Source organism: Brevibacterium pityocampae, assembly GCF_039541555.1.
Classification (GTDB): domain Bacteria; phylum Actinomycetota; class Actinomycetes; order Actinomycetales; family Brevibacteriaceae; genus Brevibacterium; species Brevibacterium pityocampae.
This window is the reverse complement of the sequence record NZ_BAABGL010000017.1, coordinates 69009-84592: the sequence shown is the minus strand read 5'-3', so window position 1 is coordinate 84592 and position 15584 is coordinate 69009. Positions and strand designations below refer to the sequence as shown.

General features: G+C 72.2%; 11 protein-coding genes. 5 read left to right on the top strand and 6 right to left on the bottom strand.

Annotated elements, in window-relative coordinates:
* Nucleotide 1: 1 nt before the first annotated feature.
* Complete coding sequence (locus tag ABD883_RS11135) at nucleotides 2-586, bottom strand: DUF5998 family protein (RefSeq protein ID WP_137319183.1); 585 nt, start codon at nucleotides 584-586, stop codon at nucleotides 2-4.
* Between the two features lie 138 nt (nucleotides 587-724).
* Between ABD883_RS11135 and ABD883_RS11130 the strand changes: the two genes are divergently transcribed.
* Nucleotides 725-3406: a bifunctional acetate--CoA ligase family protein/GNAT family N-acetyltransferase gene (locus tag ABD883_RS11130; protein WP_295689468.1), complete on the top strand. Its 2682-nt coding sequence runs from the start codon at nucleotides 725-727 to the stop codon at nucleotides 3404-3406.
* A 197-nt stretch (nucleotides 3407-3603) separates the two neighbouring features.
* On the opposite strand, the gene ABD883_RS11125 is transcribed toward ABD883_RS11130, so the two are convergent.
* Both ABD883_RS11125 and ABD883_RS11120 read right to left on the bottom strand, forming a co-directional pair.
* Nucleotides 3604-4116 (bottom strand): GNAT family N-acetyltransferase, encoded by a 513-nt coding sequence (locus tag ABD883_RS11125; protein ID WP_137319181.1) that lies wholly within the window; start codon nucleotides 4114-4116, stop codon nucleotides 3604-3606.
* A 150-nt stretch (nucleotides 4117-4266) separates the two neighbouring features.
* Nucleotides 4267-5337 (bottom strand): PDDEXK family nuclease, encoded by a 1071-nt coding sequence (locus ABD883_RS11120; protein ID WP_295689470.1) that lies wholly within the window; start codon nucleotides 5335-5337, stop codon nucleotides 4267-4269.
* A 531-nt stretch (nucleotides 5338-5868) separates the two neighbouring features.
* Here ABD883_RS11120 and ABD883_RS11115 point away from each other — a divergent pair.
* Nucleotides 5869-8559: a DNA gyrase/topoisomerase IV subunit A gene (locus ABD883_RS11115; protein ID WP_345032116.1), complete on the top strand. Its 2691-nt coding sequence runs from the start codon at nucleotides 5869-5871 to the stop codon at nucleotides 8557-8559.
* 50 nt (nucleotides 8560-8609) lie between these two features.
* On the opposite strand, the gene ABD883_RS11110 is transcribed toward ABD883_RS11115, so the two are convergent.
* Nucleotides 8610-9878, bottom strand: a complete 1269-nt coding sequence (locus tag ABD883_RS11110) for an adenylate/guanylate cyclase domain-containing protein (RefSeq protein WP_295689473.1) — start codon at nucleotides 9876-9878, stop codon at nucleotides 8610-8612.
* Nucleotides 9875-10702 carry a biotin--[acetyl-CoA-carboxylase] ligase gene (locus ABD883_RS11105; protein WP_345032112.1) on the bottom strand — a complete coding sequence of 276 codons (828 nt, stop codon included), beginning with the start codon at nucleotides 10700-10702 and terminating at the stop codon, nucleotides 9875-9877. The genes ABD883_RS11110 and ABD883_RS11105 overlap by 4 nt, the downstream gene beginning before the upstream one ends.
* 64 nt (nucleotides 10703-10766) lie before the next feature.
* Between ABD883_RS11105 and ABD883_RS11100 the strand changes: the two genes are divergently transcribed.
* Both ABD883_RS11100 and ABD883_RS11095 read left to right on the top strand, forming a co-directional pair.
* The gene (locus tag ABD883_RS11100) at nucleotides 10767-12353 is read left to right on the top strand and encodes an acyl-CoA carboxylase subunit beta (protein WP_247618826.1); all 1587 of its coding nucleotides are present in this window, start codon (nucleotides 10767-10769) and stop codon (nucleotides 12351-12353) included.
* Complete coding sequence (locus ABD883_RS11095) at nucleotides 12350-12661, top strand: hypothetical protein (RefSeq protein ID WP_295689478.1); 312 nt, start codon at nucleotides 12350-12352, stop codon at nucleotides 12659-12661. Before ABD883_RS11100 ends, ABD883_RS11095 begins: the two co-directional genes overlap by 4 nt.
* Nucleotides 12662-12807: 146 nt before the next feature.
* On the opposite strand, the gene ABD883_RS11090 is transcribed toward ABD883_RS11095, so the two are convergent.
* Nucleotides 12808-13758, bottom strand: coding sequence for an MFS transporter (locus tag ABD883_RS11090; RefSeq protein WP_295689479.1), 951 nt, complete (start codon nucleotides 13756-13758; stop codon nucleotides 12808-12810).
* Nucleotides 13759-13836: 78 nt separating this feature from the next.
* On the opposite strand from ABD883_RS11090, the gene ABD883_RS11085 reads away from it, so the two are divergent.
* Nucleotides 13837-15540 (top strand): DUF885 domain-containing protein, encoded by a 1704-nt coding sequence (locus tag ABD883_RS11085; protein ID WP_295689480.1) that lies wholly within the window; start codon nucleotides 13837-13839, stop codon nucleotides 15538-15540.
* The last annotated feature ends 44 nt before the right edge of the window (nucleotides 15541-15584 follow it).

Below are 15584 nucleotides of genomic sequence, written 5' to 3'. Positions count from 1 at the left end.
GTCAGGAGGCCGCTCGGCGGGCGGCGAACACCGCGCGGCGCAGCTGCAGGACGAAGTCCTCGGCCCGGTCGACCGCGCCCTGCCCCTCGGCCTGGGCGGACACGCGCAGGGTGACGTCCTCGGAGAACAGGGAGCCGCTGTAGCCGTGGTCGCCGTCGCAGTCGGGGTCCCCACAGGTCTCCGGGAAGGTCTCGATGCGGCGCACTGCACCCCAGCCCAGGGTGATCGCGACCTCGACCGGCCGGTCGGAGGACCGGTACTCCGCCGGGTCCTCGTAGGTGCGGCTGATGAGGACGGTGCGCAGGCGCTCGAGCGGGATGTCCTCCGTCGACGTGACCCCGCGCGGACGGTGGCCGGGGACGGCGTCGGGCTCGTCGTCGACGTGGGCGAGGAGGAGCCGGGTCGGCGTGACGAGGAAGGCGGTGACGTGCCGGTGGATCGCGTCGAGGTCGACGTGGGTGTCCATGTGGACGTAGTGGGCGAGGATGTCCTCTCCGAACAGCGCTTCGATGAGCATGCTGCCGGTGAGCTGCGGGTAGTAGCCCGCGGCCTGCAGGTCGGAGGCGAGAGTTTTCGGAAGAGCCATGGGCACCATTGTGCCGCAGGGCGCGGACACGGCCGATCCGGAGGGACGCATCCGCCCGCCGGGACCGCCGCGGGCTCCGCGTCAGGGAACTCCCGCGGCGGTGGTGACCGGGTCCGTGCGGATCACTATGCTGGGTGCATGGAACCCTATCCGTCGTACTGGGAAGCCGATGTCGTGCTGCGCGATGGAGCGACGGCGCACGTGCGGCCCATCCGCCCCTCGGACGCCGACGGCATCCAGACCATGCACAGCAAGCAGTCGCCGGAGTCGATCTACCTGCGGTTCTTCGCTCCGCTGCCGGTGCTCCCGGAGAAGGACCTCGCCCGGTTCGTGCAGGTCGACCACCGCGACCGGGTGGCCTTCGTCATGACGATCGGCGAGGAGATCATCGGCGTCGCCCGCTACGACCGGATCGACGACACCGCCGCGGAGGTCGCGTTCAACATCGCCGATGCCCACCAGGGGCGCGGGATCGGGTCGATCTTCCTCGAGCACCTCGCCGCGGCCGCCCGCGAGCGCGGCCTCGAGGTCTTCACCGCCGAGGTCCTCCCCCAGAACCGCTCGATGCTCCAGGTGTTCGCCGCCGCCGGGTACGAGGTCTCCCGCGAATTCGACGACGGCGTCGTCGCCGTCCGCTTCGAGATCGACCCGACGGAGAAGTCGATCCAGGTGCAGGAGGCCCGCGAGCACCGAGCGGAGGCGAAGAGCGTCCGCTCGATCCTCCACCCGGGCTCGGTCGTCGTCATCGGCGCCAGCCGCAAGCGCAACTCCACCGGCAACCTGCTCCTGCGCAATCTCACCGCTGCCCGCTTCACCGGCACCATCACCGTCGTCCACCCGGAGGCCGACTCCGTAGCAGGGTTCCCCACCGTGCCCTCGCTCGACGCAGTGTCCGAGCCGATCGACCTCGCGGTCATCGCGGTGCCCGCCGAATCGTGCGCCCAGGTGGTCCGCGACTGCGCCGCCCGCGGGGTGAAGTCCGTCGTCGTCATCTCCTCGGGCTTCGCCGAAACCGGTGAGCACGGCCTCGAGCTCCAGCGGGAGATGGTCGCCACCGCCCGCTCGCACGGGATGCGCGTCGTCGGACCGAACTCCTTCGGCCTCGCCAACACCGCGCCCGAGGTGTCCCTCAACGCCTCGCTCGCCCCGTTCCTCCCGGACGCCGGGACGCTCGGGCTGTTCAGCCAGTCCGGAGCGCTCGGCACGGCGCTGCTGGCCGCGGCGAAGACCCGCGGACTGGGGATCTCGACGTTCGTGTCCGCCGGCAACCGCGCCGACCTGTCCGGCAACGACCTCCTCCAGTACTGGGAGGAGGACCCGGCCACCGCCACCGTCGGGCTCTACCTCGAGTCGATCGGCAACCCGCGCAAGTTCTCCCGGATCGCCCGCCGGGTGTCGCAGGTCAAGCCGGTCATCGTCGTCAAGTCCGCGTTCACCGGCCGCGAGCTCCCGCCCGGCCACCAGGTGCGCGTGTCGAGCCTGTCGGCGACCGCGCTCGACCAGGTCCTCACACAGGCCGGAGTCGTCCGCGCCGACACCATCCACCAGCTGTTCGACGTCGCCCAGGTGTTCTCCTTCCAGCCGCTGCCGGCCGGCCGGCGGGTGGGCGTGGTGGGCAACTCCGCGGCGCTCTCCACACTCGTCGTCCAGCGCGCCCGCTCCGAGGGCCTGCGCGTCGAGACCGCCCCGGTGTCCCTCCACCCGGAGGTGCATGCCGAGGAGTTCGCCGCCGCGCTCAAGGACATGTACGCCGACCCCGCAGTCGACTCCGTCGTCGTGACCTTCGCCCCCTCCGCCGGCGCGGAGGAGCGCGAGATCGCCGCGGTGCTCGCCGACGAGGCGGCGCGCTCAGGCATCACGACGGTCGCCTGCTTCCTCGGGGTGCACGGCGTCAAGGACGAGCTCACCGCGTACACGCCGCAGGAGGACGGGTCCCGGGCGGCGCGCAGCGTGCCGAGCTACATGGGACCGGAGGACGCCGTGTGGGCACTCGCCCGTGCCACCGAGTACGCGATGTGGCGCAAGTCCGACCGGGGCCGCTACCCGGAGCTGGAGAACGTCGACCCGCGCGCCGCCAGGGACATCATCGAGCGCAATCTCGCCGGCGTGGAGCCCGGGGAGACCGTGCTGCTCGGGCGCGACGACACGCGCGCGCTGCTCGGCGCCTACGGGCTCGAGTTCCTCCCCTACCTCACCGCCCGCACCGTGGACGAGGCGCTCGCCGCCGCAGACACCCTGGGCTACCCGGTCGCACTCAAGGCCGTGCACAAGCGGCTGCGCCACCGGATGGAGCTCGGCGGGGTGCGCCTCAACGTCGACGACCCCGAGGAGCTGCGCGAGGACTGGGCCGGGGTCTCCGCGGTCATCGACTCGGTGCTCGACCCCGGGGACGATCACGGGATCGACGTCCAGGCGATGGCCCCTCCCGGCTCGGCCTGCGTGATCCGCGCCGGGGAGGACCCGCTGCTCGGCCCCATGGTGTCGTTCTCGCTCGCTGGGGACACCTCGGAGCTGCTCGACGACGTCGCCCACCGGGTCGCCCCGCTCACCGATGTCGACGCCGCCCAGCTCGTGCGCTCGCTCAAGGCCTCTCCGCGCCTGTTCGGCTACAAGGGCCTGCCGGTGATGAACATGGAGCCGACGGAGGACGTCCTGCTGCGGCTGTCCGCGCTCGTCGAGGCGTTCCCGGCGATCCGCGACGTCGAGATCCAGCCGATCGTCGTCACCGAGTCGGACTCGCACATCCTCAGCGTCAAGGTCGAGCTCGAGGCCTCGGCCGACCGGATCGACTCCCAGCGCCGCCGCATGAGCGGAGGCTGAGCCCCGCGGACCCGGCCGGCCGGCAGGGCTCAGCTGGCCGGGCTCAGCGGGCCGGGCGCGGGTGTGGTGGTTTCGTGCAGGTGTGCGACCGTTGAAGCCACCACTCTCGATCTGACGTCCCACCGTTCCGGCCGGGCCAGCATGCGGGTGACCGTTGCAGCACCAGTCCGCGCGCCGGGCACGAGGCGGGCGCACCCTCAGCCGGCAGCGGGCTCCCAGGCGTACTCGGTGAGGATCGACCCGGTGTCGATCTCGACGTCGCGCACCCGGGCGAACCCGGCCTTGCGGTACATCCCGATGCCCGGCGGGTTGTCCTGCGAGGTGATGACGAACAGCCGCTGCCCGAGCTCCTGGGCCTGGCCGAGGAGGCCGGAGGCGACGCCCTTGCGGTGGTGGGCGGGGTCGACGATGACGCGCGTGACGAAGAGCCCGGCCTGCCGCTGCGCGAGCACGACCGCCCCGCGCACCTCGGCGATGGTGTCGATGCTCCCGGTGTCCCCGGTTCTCACGGTGCTCGGATCCGCGTGCTCGACGACGTCGGCGATCCAGCGCAGGCCCGGCGCGGTGATGTCCTCGACGGTCTCGTAGAGGTAGGGGATCCGGTCGTGGCCGAGGATCTCGGCCTCGATGCGGAAGGCCGCGACCTGGATCCGCAGCAGCTCGTCGGCATGGGCGGCCACCTCGGCCGCGGTGAGTTCGCGCACAGTCATGGCCCCACCCTGTCACAGCTCCCCCGGCAGCCCGCGGCCGGGCGCGTCTCGCCCCTTCGAATCCGATTGTGGTGGCATCGGCGAAGTGTGGTGCCGTTGCCGCTCGTACACATCACCGAAACCACCACACTTCCACGCGCGAGGTCTCGGTCAGCGCAGGGCCCCGACGCTGCGGAGGGCTGCCACGAAGCGCTGCGGATCGATGACATCCGCCCATTCGAGGCGGAGCACCCGGAACCCGAGCGCGCGGATCGCGTTCTCCCGCCGCTTCTCCCGCAGGAGCGCTCTGCGGTCCATGAGGATCGTTCCGGACGCACGGTACTTCGATTCGCCATCGACTTCGATGACGAGGCCGAGGCGCTCGAGGAGGAAGTCGACCCGCCCGATGAACGCACCCTGGTCCGTGTACAGCTCCGCCTGCTGGATGATGTCGCCGATGCCGACGCTGTGGAAGCCGAGCAGCGCCAATGCCTCGGCCGGGGATTCCGAGAGCCCCGTGCCGAGATCGAGCACTCTGCGCAGGCGCGCGGCACCCCAGCAGCCGGGAAGTCGACCGGCCGCATCGCACAGCACCGCCTTCCGCCGCTGTCGCACGGCGGCCGGCAGCGGGAACCGTCCCGGGCGCCCGTGCTCGTCGGTACCGGGGCGCCCGAGAAAGCACTCCGCGGCCATGATCCCGGTCTCCGTGCCGCAATCGCGGATGAGGTCGACGACTGTGCGCGCCCGCGAGGTCACCCGGAGCGACCCGATCGGATGCGCCTCGACGATGTCCTCGTCCGCGATGACCCGCTCGCGTCGCCGCAGCCCGGGGGTGGTGATCCTGCCGTGCGAACTGCTGACCTCGAGCCGGGTCAGACGGCCGGGCAGGAGCGGGAGGTCGTGCACCATCGCGGCCGAACGGTGGCTGACGATGTCGCCCGGTGCGATCCGTCCGGTGCAGGCGAGCCACCCCACATGGTCGAGGCGATCGCGCTCCCACCGGGAGAGCGTGCCCGGGTGCGGTCGTGCGCGATCCGGCGCGGCACCTCGGCTCCGGGCGAGGAGCAGCGCGGGATCCTCGAGGAAGTACCGGAGCCGCGCATGGGCGGGGTGCGAGCAGTCCGCGGCGACGGCATAGATGCCGCGGGCGACCCGGATGAGGCAGCAGGCGAGGGACGACTGGAGGACGGCGGGCTCGATCCCGATGGCCCGGGCCTGAGCTCGGGAGAAGACGTTGTACATAGCCCCAGCCTGGAATGGACGGCGCGCGTGTGCGAGAGGGCTTGCGAACCTGTGGACGGCCGATCCTCGTCACCGGTCGATGTGACCTCGCGCTGCATCCGCCTGTGACCCGAGGATGCGCGCACCGGTCGCGTCGGCCGTGGACGGCCCCGGCTCCCCGGCGCGGATGCTGCGCCGCACTTCAGAGGGATGCGCCCCGGCCACCGCCGCACCCCGCTGCCGACCGGCCCAGCAGCTGCACCCGAGGCGGCCGCGCATCTCGCGTCCGCAACCGTGGTGGTTCCGGACAGAAGTGCCACCGTTGATGCCACCACGTTCCGACTTTTCCATTACGTACTGCACACGGGTCGTCGAGGACCGAACGATCCGAGCGGGGCGGGCGCGCGTCGGGCCCGACTGCAGCCGGCGAGCGCACGGCGCCGCCGACAGCGTTCCGGCCCGACGCGCACCCGGCGCGAACCGCGGGATCCCGGGCTCGAGGCGGGTTCGCGGGTAGGATGAGCCTGTCGTTTTCGCAGTGTGAGGAGTTCCATGGCAGAGCCGGTCGCAGGCCAGATCGTCGACATCGACGTCTCCGAGGAGATGGAGACCTCCTTCCTCGAGTACGCCTACTCGGTGATCTACGCCCGGGCCCTGCCGGACGCCCGCGACGGCCTCAAGCCCGTGCAGCGCCGGATCATCCACCAGATGGGCGAGATGGGGCTGCGCCCCGAGCGCGGGCACGTCAAGTCCTCGCGCATCGTCGGCGACGTCATGGGCAAGCTCCACCCGCACGGCGACACCGCGATCTACGACGCGCTCGTCCGCCTGAGCCAGGACTTCATCATGCGCGTCCCGCTCGTCGACGGGCACGGGAACTTCGGCAGCCTCGACGACGGGCCGGCCGCCCCCCGCTACACCGAGGCGAAGCTCACGCCCGCCGCGATGGCGATGATCGCCGGGCTCGACGAGGACGTCGTCGACTTCGTCCCGAACTACGACAACACGCTCACCCAGCCCGAGATCCTGCCGGCGGCATTCCCCAACCTCCTCATCAACGGCGCCTCCGGGATCGCCGTCGGCATGGCGACGAACATGGCCCCGCACAACCCCGGAGAGGTCATCGCCGCCGCCCGCCACCTCATCGAGAACCCGCAGGCCGGTCTGTCCGAGCTCATGCGCTTCGTGCCCGGCCCGGATCTGCCCTCCGGCGGCCGGATCATCGGGCTGGCCGGGGTGCGTGAGGCCTACGAGACCGGGCGCGGCACCTTCCGCACCCGGGCGACGGTGAAGTTCGAGAACCTCACCGCCCGCCGCAAGGGCATCGTCGTCACCGAGCTGCCGTACCTCGTCGGTCCGGAGAAGGTCATCGAGAAGGTCAAGGACGCGGTGCAGGCGAAGAAGCTCACCGGCATCGCCTCGATCGACGACTTCTCCGACCGCAAGCACGGCCTGCGCCTGGTCATCGGCATCAAGAACGGGTTCAACCCCGACGCGGTCCTCTCCGAGCTCTACCGGCTCACGCCGATGGAGGACTCCTTCGGGATCAACAACGTGTGCCTCGTCGACGGCCAGCCGCGCACGCTCGGGCTCAAGGAGCTGCTCGAGGTCTACGTCGACCACCGGCTCTCCGTCGTGCTCCGCCGCACCCGCTTCCAGCTCCGCAAGGCCCAAGACCGGCTCCACCTCGTCGAGGGCCTGCTCATCGCGATCCTCGACATCGACGAGGTCATCCAGCTCATCCGGTCCTCCGACGACGCGCCGACCGCCCGCGGCCGGCTCATGGACGTGTTCGACCTGTCCGAGCTCCAGGCCACCTACATCCTCGACCTCCAGCTGCGCCGGCTGACGAAGTTCTCCCGGCTCGAGCTCGAGGCCGAGCGCGACGAGCTCCGTGCCCGGATCGCACACCTCGAGAGCATCCTCGCCTCCGACGCGAAGCTCCGCGCGCTCGTGTCCGCCGAGCTCGGCGAGGCCGCCGAGGCGATCGACTCCGCCCGCCGCACCGCGCTCGTCGAGGGCACCCAGGAGGTCACCGGGGCGCGGCGGAAGGCCGGCGCCCCCGAGCTCACCATCGCCGACGAGCCCTGCTGGGTGCTCCTGTCGACCTCCGGCCGGATCGCCCGCACGAACAGCCTTGCCCCGCTGCCCACGACCGGCCGGCGGGTGTCCCACGACGCCCTGCGCTCCCAGGTGGCGACGACCACGCGCGGCACCGTCGGGGCGATCACCTCCGCCGGGCGGCTCCTCACCGTCGACATCGTCGCCCTTCCGGCCCTGCCGCCGCAGGCCACCCGGCCGGGTCTCGCCGGCGGGGTGCGGATCGGGGAGTTCGTCACCCTCGACGCCGGGGAGCGGGTGCTCGCCCTCGTCGACATCGGCACCGACTTCTTCCTCGGCACCGCCGGCGGCGTCATCAAGCGCGTCGCCGGGGCCGAGGCGCCGGCGAACAAGGACTCGTGGCCCGTCATCAACCTCAAGCCGAAGGACGCCGTCGTCGGCGTCGGGCAGCTCCCGGACCCGGATGCCGCCCGGCTCGTCCTCATCGCCTCGAACGGCCAGCTCCTCACCTACGGCGCGGACCTCGTGCGCGCACAGGGATGGAACGCCGGGGGCGTGGCGGGGATGAAGGTCGCCGCGGACGCCCGCGTCATCGCCGTCGACCTCGTCGACCCGGATGAGGAGAACACTGTCGTCACCGTCGCCGACGGCGTGAATTTCAACGGGGAGCCCGCGCTGTCGATCAAGCTCACCGCGCTCGCGGAGTTCCCCACGAAGGGCCGGGCGACCGGCGGCGTGCGCGCCCACCGGTTCCTCAAGGGGGAGACCGGCCTCGCGCTCGCCCACACCGGTCCGTCACCGCAGGCCGCGGCAGCCGGCGGCGGAGCGCGCGCCCTGCCCGAGGAGTACGGCCGCCGCGACGGCACCGGCACCCCGCTGGAGACGAAGATCGATGCGCTCGGCGCCCTCCCCCATGCCCGCGGGGCCGAGCCCGAGGCGGACGAGGCGGCCGCCGCCGAGGCCGCGGAGGCGAATGCCGGGGCCGGTGGGGCTGCCGCGAGCGCACCGGGCGGGGACGACTCCCTCGATCTGCCGGCGCACGCCCCGCGCCGCCGGGATCCCGACCTCGAGGCGCGCCGCGAGGAGATCGCGCGGGCGCGCACGGACGAGGACGACGCCGCGGTGATCATCAGCCGCGACGAGGACGGCGCGGACGATGAGGAGCCCGGCTCCCTGTTCTGAGCCGCTCCGCCTGGTGCAGCCGTCCGAGGCGGATCCCGAACCGCTGCCGCTCAGCTGTCGCCGGTGATGTCCATCGCCAGCGGCTCCGCGGTGCCGCGCTCCATCTCGAGCACGGACACCTCGCCGAGCCCCTGGAGGTTGAGGGTGCTGTGGCCTGCGAACTCGTAGTCATCGGTGCGCTGGATGATGTGGGCGGTGTCCCAGTCGGTGACGACCTTCCCGGGGTCCGCGACCGCGGTGAGCCGGGCAGCGAGGTTGACCGTCGACCCGAAGATGTCCCCGAGGCGGGAGAGCACCCGCCCCCAGGCGAACCCGACGCGGGCCTTCGGCAGCTGCACGTCGGCTTGGATCTCCTCCTGCAGGCGCAGCGCGATCTCCGCCCCGTCGTGCGGGGTCTGCGCGGCGAAGAACACCTCGTCGCCGACGGTCTTGATGACGCGCCCGCCGCCGGTCGCGACGACGTTGTAGGCGAGGTCCTGGAAGCGCTTGACCATGAACGCGAGCTGACGCGGCTCCATCTGCTGCGAGAGCCGCGTGTAGGACACGAGGTCGACGAAGCCGACCGCGCGGGCCAGCGGCATCGAGGAGTCGTACCAGCCGTGGCCGGCGTCCACCGGATGACCACTGGCCGGATTGATGTTGAGCCGGCCGAGCGCGCCTGCCAGGTTGCGCTTCCACGAGTAGACGAGCACCGCCTCGAGCGGGTCGAGGATCTCCTCGAACAGGTCGAGGACGACGGCGCGCGCCTCGGAGTCGGAGTAGCCGCGCTCATCGGAGAGGTACTCGACGATCGTCTCCATCTGCCACACGACGAGCCGGTCGGTGGTCTGACCGGTGGCGCGCATGAGAGAGAGCACCGTCTCCTCGTCGAGCTGGTCGGTGCCGACGATCCGGGCGACTTCGCTCAGCGCGGTGGCGTCGTTGACGGTGAAGGCGACCTGCCCCTCGGGCACCCGGGCGAGACCCAGGGTGCGCCAGAACTTGCGGGCGGAGATCGTCGACACCCCGGCGAGCTGGGCGACCTCGCGGCGGGTCAGCACCCGCTTGCCGCCGAGCAGAGTCTCCTCGAGCCGGGCCGCGGCCGAGCGCATCTCGAAGATCGTGTCCTCGATCTCCCTGCGCTCCCGCTCCCCGATCACCCCGGGATCGATCTCCTCGTCGGGATCGACGTCCGGGGCCGACCAGTCATCGGGGCCGTGCGGCTCCTCGGCTCCCCCGTCGAGCCCGGGCCTGCCGTCGAGCCCGGCCGTGGGCGGATCCGGGACCGGGCCGGCGCCATCGGGATCCGGCTGGGTGCCGTCGTCGAACGGAGCGCTCACAGCGCCCTCGCGTGGACGACGTCACCGGCGCTCACCCGGCGGCGCGCGCCGCCGACGTCGACGACGAGCGCGCCGGTGTCGTCGAGCGCGACGGCCCGGCCGGTGAAGTGCTCGTCCCCGGGCAGCTCGACGCGCACGTCCGCACCCAGGGTGACCATCGCCTCACGGACCCCGGCGGCGGACGCCGAGGCGCCGGCCCCCTCCCCCGCCGCGAGCACCTCGGCGACGGCCGGGCGCAGGCGCTCCAGCACACCGGCGAGCAGCGCCTCGCGGTCGGTGGAGCCCCCGGCGAGCAGGAGCGAGGTCGCGGTCGGCACGGGCAGCTCCGCGGCGGTCAGCGAGACGTTGATCCCGATGCCGATGATGACGATCGTGCCGCCGACGGCGGGATGGGCGCGGGTGAGGATGCCGCAGATCTTGCGTCCGTCGACGAGCACGTCGTTGGGCCACTTGACGCCGGCACCGGCACCGGCCGCGCCGAGCGCCTCGGCGACGCACCAGCCGGTGACGACGGGCAGCCAGCCGATCATCTCGATCGGGAAGGCCGCCGGAACGCGGACGGGCAGGGAGAAGGTCAGGCAGGCGCCGGGCGGCACGGTCCACACGCGTCCCAGGCGCCCGCGACCTGCGGACTGGAAGTCGGTGCCGAGGACGGAGAAGTCGGGCCAGGAGTCCGGGTCGGCAGTGAGGCGTTCGGCGAGCGCGTCGTTCGTCGAGCCGAGCTCGGCGGGCCATTCGAGGTGCGCCACCGGGGTCCGGGATCGCTCGCTCAGCTCCTGGAATCGGGGCAGGTCGAAGGGACGGCGGGAAGGTTCGGTGTGCACCAGATCACCCTATGGGGTTTGGCACCCGGATACAACGGCGCACCCCCGCCGTTAGGCTGACACCATGAGTGAGACTTCTGTGCCGCGCACGACCGCCGACCGCATCGCCGCTTTCGAGGACCGCCGCCGGGCGGCCCACGCCGGCAGCGAACGGGCCGTGGAGAACCAGCACAAACGGGGCAAGCAGACCGCCCGGGAGCGGATCGACCAGCTGCTCGACGACGACTCCTTCCAGGAGATCGACGAGTTCGTCCGCCATCACAGCACGCAGTTCGGGATGCAGGCCAACCGGCCCGACGGCGACGGCGTGGTGTGCGGCCTCGGCACCATCGACGGGCGCACCGTCGCGGTGTTCGCCCACGACTTCACCGTGCTCGGCGGTTCGCTCGCGGAGGCCAACGGCCGCAAGATCGTCAAGGTGCAGGAGCTCGCGCTCAAGCTCGGCTGCCCGATCATCGGCATCAACGACTCCGGCGGCGCGCGGATCCAGGAGGGCGTCGGCTCGATCGCGCTGTTCGCGGAGATCTTCCGGCTCAACGTCGCCTCCTCCGGCGTGATCCCGCAGATCAGCCTCATCATGGGACCCTCGGCCGGCGGTGCCGTGTACTCCCCGGCGCTCACCGACTTCACGATCATGGTCGACGGCACCTCGCACATGTACATCACCGGCCCCGACGTCATCCGCACCGTCACCGGCGAGGACGTCGGCCACGAGGAGCTCGGCGGCGGGCGCACCCACAACTCGGTGAGCGGCAACGCCCACTACCTCGCCGCCGACGAGTCCGACGCGCTCAACTTCGTGTGCGACCTCATCTCCTTCCTGCCGTCGAACAACCTCGACGAGGCCCCGCTCGTCCACGCCCCGGCCGACCTCACCGTCGACTCCGACGACGAGGCGCTCGACGCGCTCATGCCCGACTCCCCCGCGCAGCCCTACGACATCCTCGACGTCGTCACCACGGTGCTCGACGCCGGGGAGTTCCTCGAGGTGTCCGAGCTGTTCGCGCCGAACGTCGTCACCGGGTTCGGCCGCGTCGAGGGCCGCAGCGTGGGCATCATCGCCAACCAGCCCATGCAGCTCGCCGGCACGCTCGACATCGACGCTTCGGAGAAGGCCGCCCGGTTCGTCCGGTTCTGCGACGCCTTCAACCTCCCGATCCTCACCTTCGTCGACGTCCCCGGGTTCCTGCCGGGCACCGACCAGGAGCTCGGCGGGATCATCCGCCGCGGCGCCAAGCTCATCTACGCCTACGGCGAGGCGACCGTCCCGCTCATCACGCTCATCACCCGCAAGGCCTACGGCGGCGCCTACTGCGTGATGGGCTCCAAGCAGCTCGGCGCGGACCTCAACCTCGCCTGGCCGAGTGCGCAGATCGCCGTCATGGGCGCCCAGGGCGCGGCGAACATCGTCCACCGCAAGACGCTCAAGGCCGTCGCCGACGCCGGTGAGGACGTCGACGCGAAGCGCGAGGAGCTCATCCAGGAGTACGAGGATGCGCTCCTCAACCCGTACCTCGCCGCCGAGGAGGGCTACATCGACGCCGTCATCGCCCCGCGGGAGACCCGCGAGCGGATCGTGCGCGGACTGCGGGCGCTGGCGAACAAGCACGTGGAGGCGAGCAGCCGCAAGCACGGGAACATCCCGCTGTGACCGGGGAGCACACCGACGGACAGGAGCGCGCCGAGGTACACGCGGCACCCGCTGGGGCGCAGTCCGCGCCGGCCGGGGCGCACGCACCGGACCTGCCGGTCGCCGTCGAGCCGCTGCCGGGGTCCGAACCGCTGAGCCCGGAGCGGGAGCGCGAGCTCGCCCGGGCGGCCGTCGTGGCCGCGCTCGTCGCACTCCGTCACGTCGAGGCGATGCATGCCGACACCCCGGAGCCGCGCGCCTCGCGCTTCGCCGCTCCGGCGCGCGCCCACCGGCGCACCCCGGCCGGGTCCTGGCGCCACCGCTTCTGAGGCCGACCGCTTCCGAGCCCGACCGCTTCCGAGCCCGACCGCGCGGATCCCGCGCACGCCGGGCCGCCCGCTCTCAGCCGCGCGCCCCGGCTGCGTCGGCCGACCCGGCCGCCAGCCGTGCTGCGGGTGCGCGCTCGCCGATGCCCTCAGCCGCGCGTGCCCGGCCTGCCGCCGCGGCTGCGCCCGTGGAACAGGTAGTACACCCCGGCGGCGAGCACGACGAGCCCGGCGCAGATGAGGTACACCCCGGACAGCCCGAGGCGCGGGACGAGAGTGCCGAGCACCACCGGCCCGAGCCCGGTGCCGAGGTCGAGCATGATGAAGAACGTCGAGATCGCCAGACCCACCCGGTGGGGCGCGGTGACGGTGACGGCGATCGCCTGCGCGGACGGGAACAGGGATCCGAAGCCCAGACCCATGGGCACCGCGGCCACGACGATCATCCACCCGGAGTCGGCCAGCGCGATGAGCACGAGCCCGAGCGTGAAGAGGGCGAAGATCGGGTACATCACCACGTCGTCGCCGTGCCGGTCCTGGATCCGGCCGACGAGCAGCCGGGCGGCGAGCATGACGATCGCGAACAGGATGAAGAAGGCGCTCGCGGCGTCCGGCGCGCCGAGCTGGGCGGTGTGGGTCGCGAGGAACGGGCCGACCGCGGTGGCGAGCGTCGTCGAGGTGCCGAAGTACCCCGTGCCCTCCGCGCGGCGGGCCGGCGGGATGATCGTCTGCACCGCCGCCATGACCGCGGTGTTCCCCGCCCCGAGCGCGATGCCGTGGACCACCCGCACGGCGATCACCGCCCACACCCCGGTGAGCGGGACGTAGAGCGCCGCGCACGCGACGAACACGACGAGAGCGCCGAGGATCATCCGTCTGCGGCCGATGAAGTCGAGGTACTTGCCGGCGAACACCCGGGCGATGAGCGCGCCGATGATGAATCCGCTCGAGGCGAGCCCGGCGACGGAGTCCGCGGCCCCGAAGCGCTCGATCGCGTAGCCGGCCATCGAGGTCATGAGGAGGTAGAAGGTCAGCGACATCGTGAGGTTGACGAGGAACGCCAGGACGAAGTCCCGGGTCCACAACCGCTGCTGCTCCACTGGCCGTCCGTCCTCCCGCCCGGCTCCGTCCCGAACGGATCAACTCTACCGGGCGCCCGGATCGGTAGGGTGGTGGCCATGACCACCGAGACCCAGCACCGCACCCCGTCCGCCATCGACGCCGTCGCCGAGCAGCACACGGAGCGGCTCATCGAGATGTCCCCGGCCCTGCGGGTCGAGCTCGGCCGGCCCGGCGACGAGACCGTGCTCGACGACTACTCACCGGCCGGCGCCGCCGCCCGCGACGCCCTCAACGCACGCACCCTCGCCGCGCTCGACGAGGCCGAGGCGGCGATGGCCGCCGACGGCACCGCGCCCGACGCCGTCGATGCGGTGACGCTCGATGCGATGCGCGAGCGCCTCGGCGTCGAGCGCGACCTCCACGCCGCGGGCCTCGACATCGGGCAGCTCAACGTCATCGCCTCGCCCCTGCAGGAGGTGCGCGAGCTGTTCGACCTCGTGCCGACGGAGACGACGGCCGACTGGGAGCACAGCGCAGCGAAGCTCCGAGCGGTCGACACCGCGCTCGCCGGGTACCGCGAGAGCCTGCTCGCCGCACGCGATGCCGGGCGCGCCCCGGCCCGCCGCCAGGTGGAGCGCGGCATCGAGCAGGCGCGCGAGGCGGCGAAGGCCGGCGGGCACTTCGACCGCTTCGTCGCGAAGGCGACCGCGGTGCCCGAGGCGCTCGCCGCCGAGCTCGCCGAGTCCGCGAAGACCGCCCGCACCGCCTATGTCGAGCTCGCGGAGTTCCTCGCCGAGGAGATCGCTCCCCACGCCCGTGAGGAGGACGCCTGCGGGCGCGAGGACTACCGGCTGCTGAGCCGCGCGTTCCTCGGTACCGAGGTCGACCTCGACGAGACCTACGCCTGGGGCCTCGCGGAGCTCGAACGGATCGATGCCGAGCAGCGCCGGATCGCGGAGCGGATCGCTCCCGGCACGGACGTGCTCGCCGTCATGCACGATCTCGACGCCGATCCCGCCCAGCAGCTCCACGGCCTCGACGCGCTGCGCTCGTGGATGCAGGAGAAGGCCGATGCCGCGATCACCGCGCTCGGCGGCTCCGCCTTCGACATCCCCGAACCCGTCCGCACGATCGAGTGCATGGTGCTCGCCGACGGCACCGGCGGCATCTACTACACCCCGCCGACCGACGACTTCTCCCGGCCGGGCCGCATGTGGTGGTCCGTGCCGGCCGGGGTGGAGACCTTCTCGACCTGGCAGGAGCTCACCACCGTGTACCACGAGGGCGTGCCGGGCCATCACCTGCAGATCGGGCAGGCGGTCGTCGTCAAGGACACGCTCAACACCTGGCGCCGGCAGATCTGCTGGGTGTCCGGCCACGGCGAGGGCTGGGCGTTCTACGCGGAGAAGCTCATGGCCGAGCTCGGCTTCCTCGACGATCCGGCCGACCGCCTCGGCATGCTCGACTCGCAGCGTGTGCGGGCCGCCCGGGTGTGCGTCGACATCGGTGTGCACTGCGGCCTCGAGGCACCGGAGTCCGTGGGCGGCGGGATCTGGGACGCGGACAAGGCGTGGGAGTTCCTCACCGCCAACGTCGCGATGGACCGCAGCTTCCTCGCCTTCGAGCTCGACCGGTACCTCGGCTGGCCCGGCCAGGCGCCGAGCTACGCGATCGGCCGCCGGCTGTGGGAGCAGGCCCGGGAGGAGGCGCGCGCCGCGGCCGAGGCGGACGGCCGTGCCTTCGACCTCAAGGCGTTCCACTCCCGCGCGCTCGACCTCGGCTCGGTCGGCCTCGACACCCTGCGCCGCGCCCTGGCCTGAGCCCCGGGCTCGGGCCCGACTGCCGTCGAATGGTCACTTCTCTT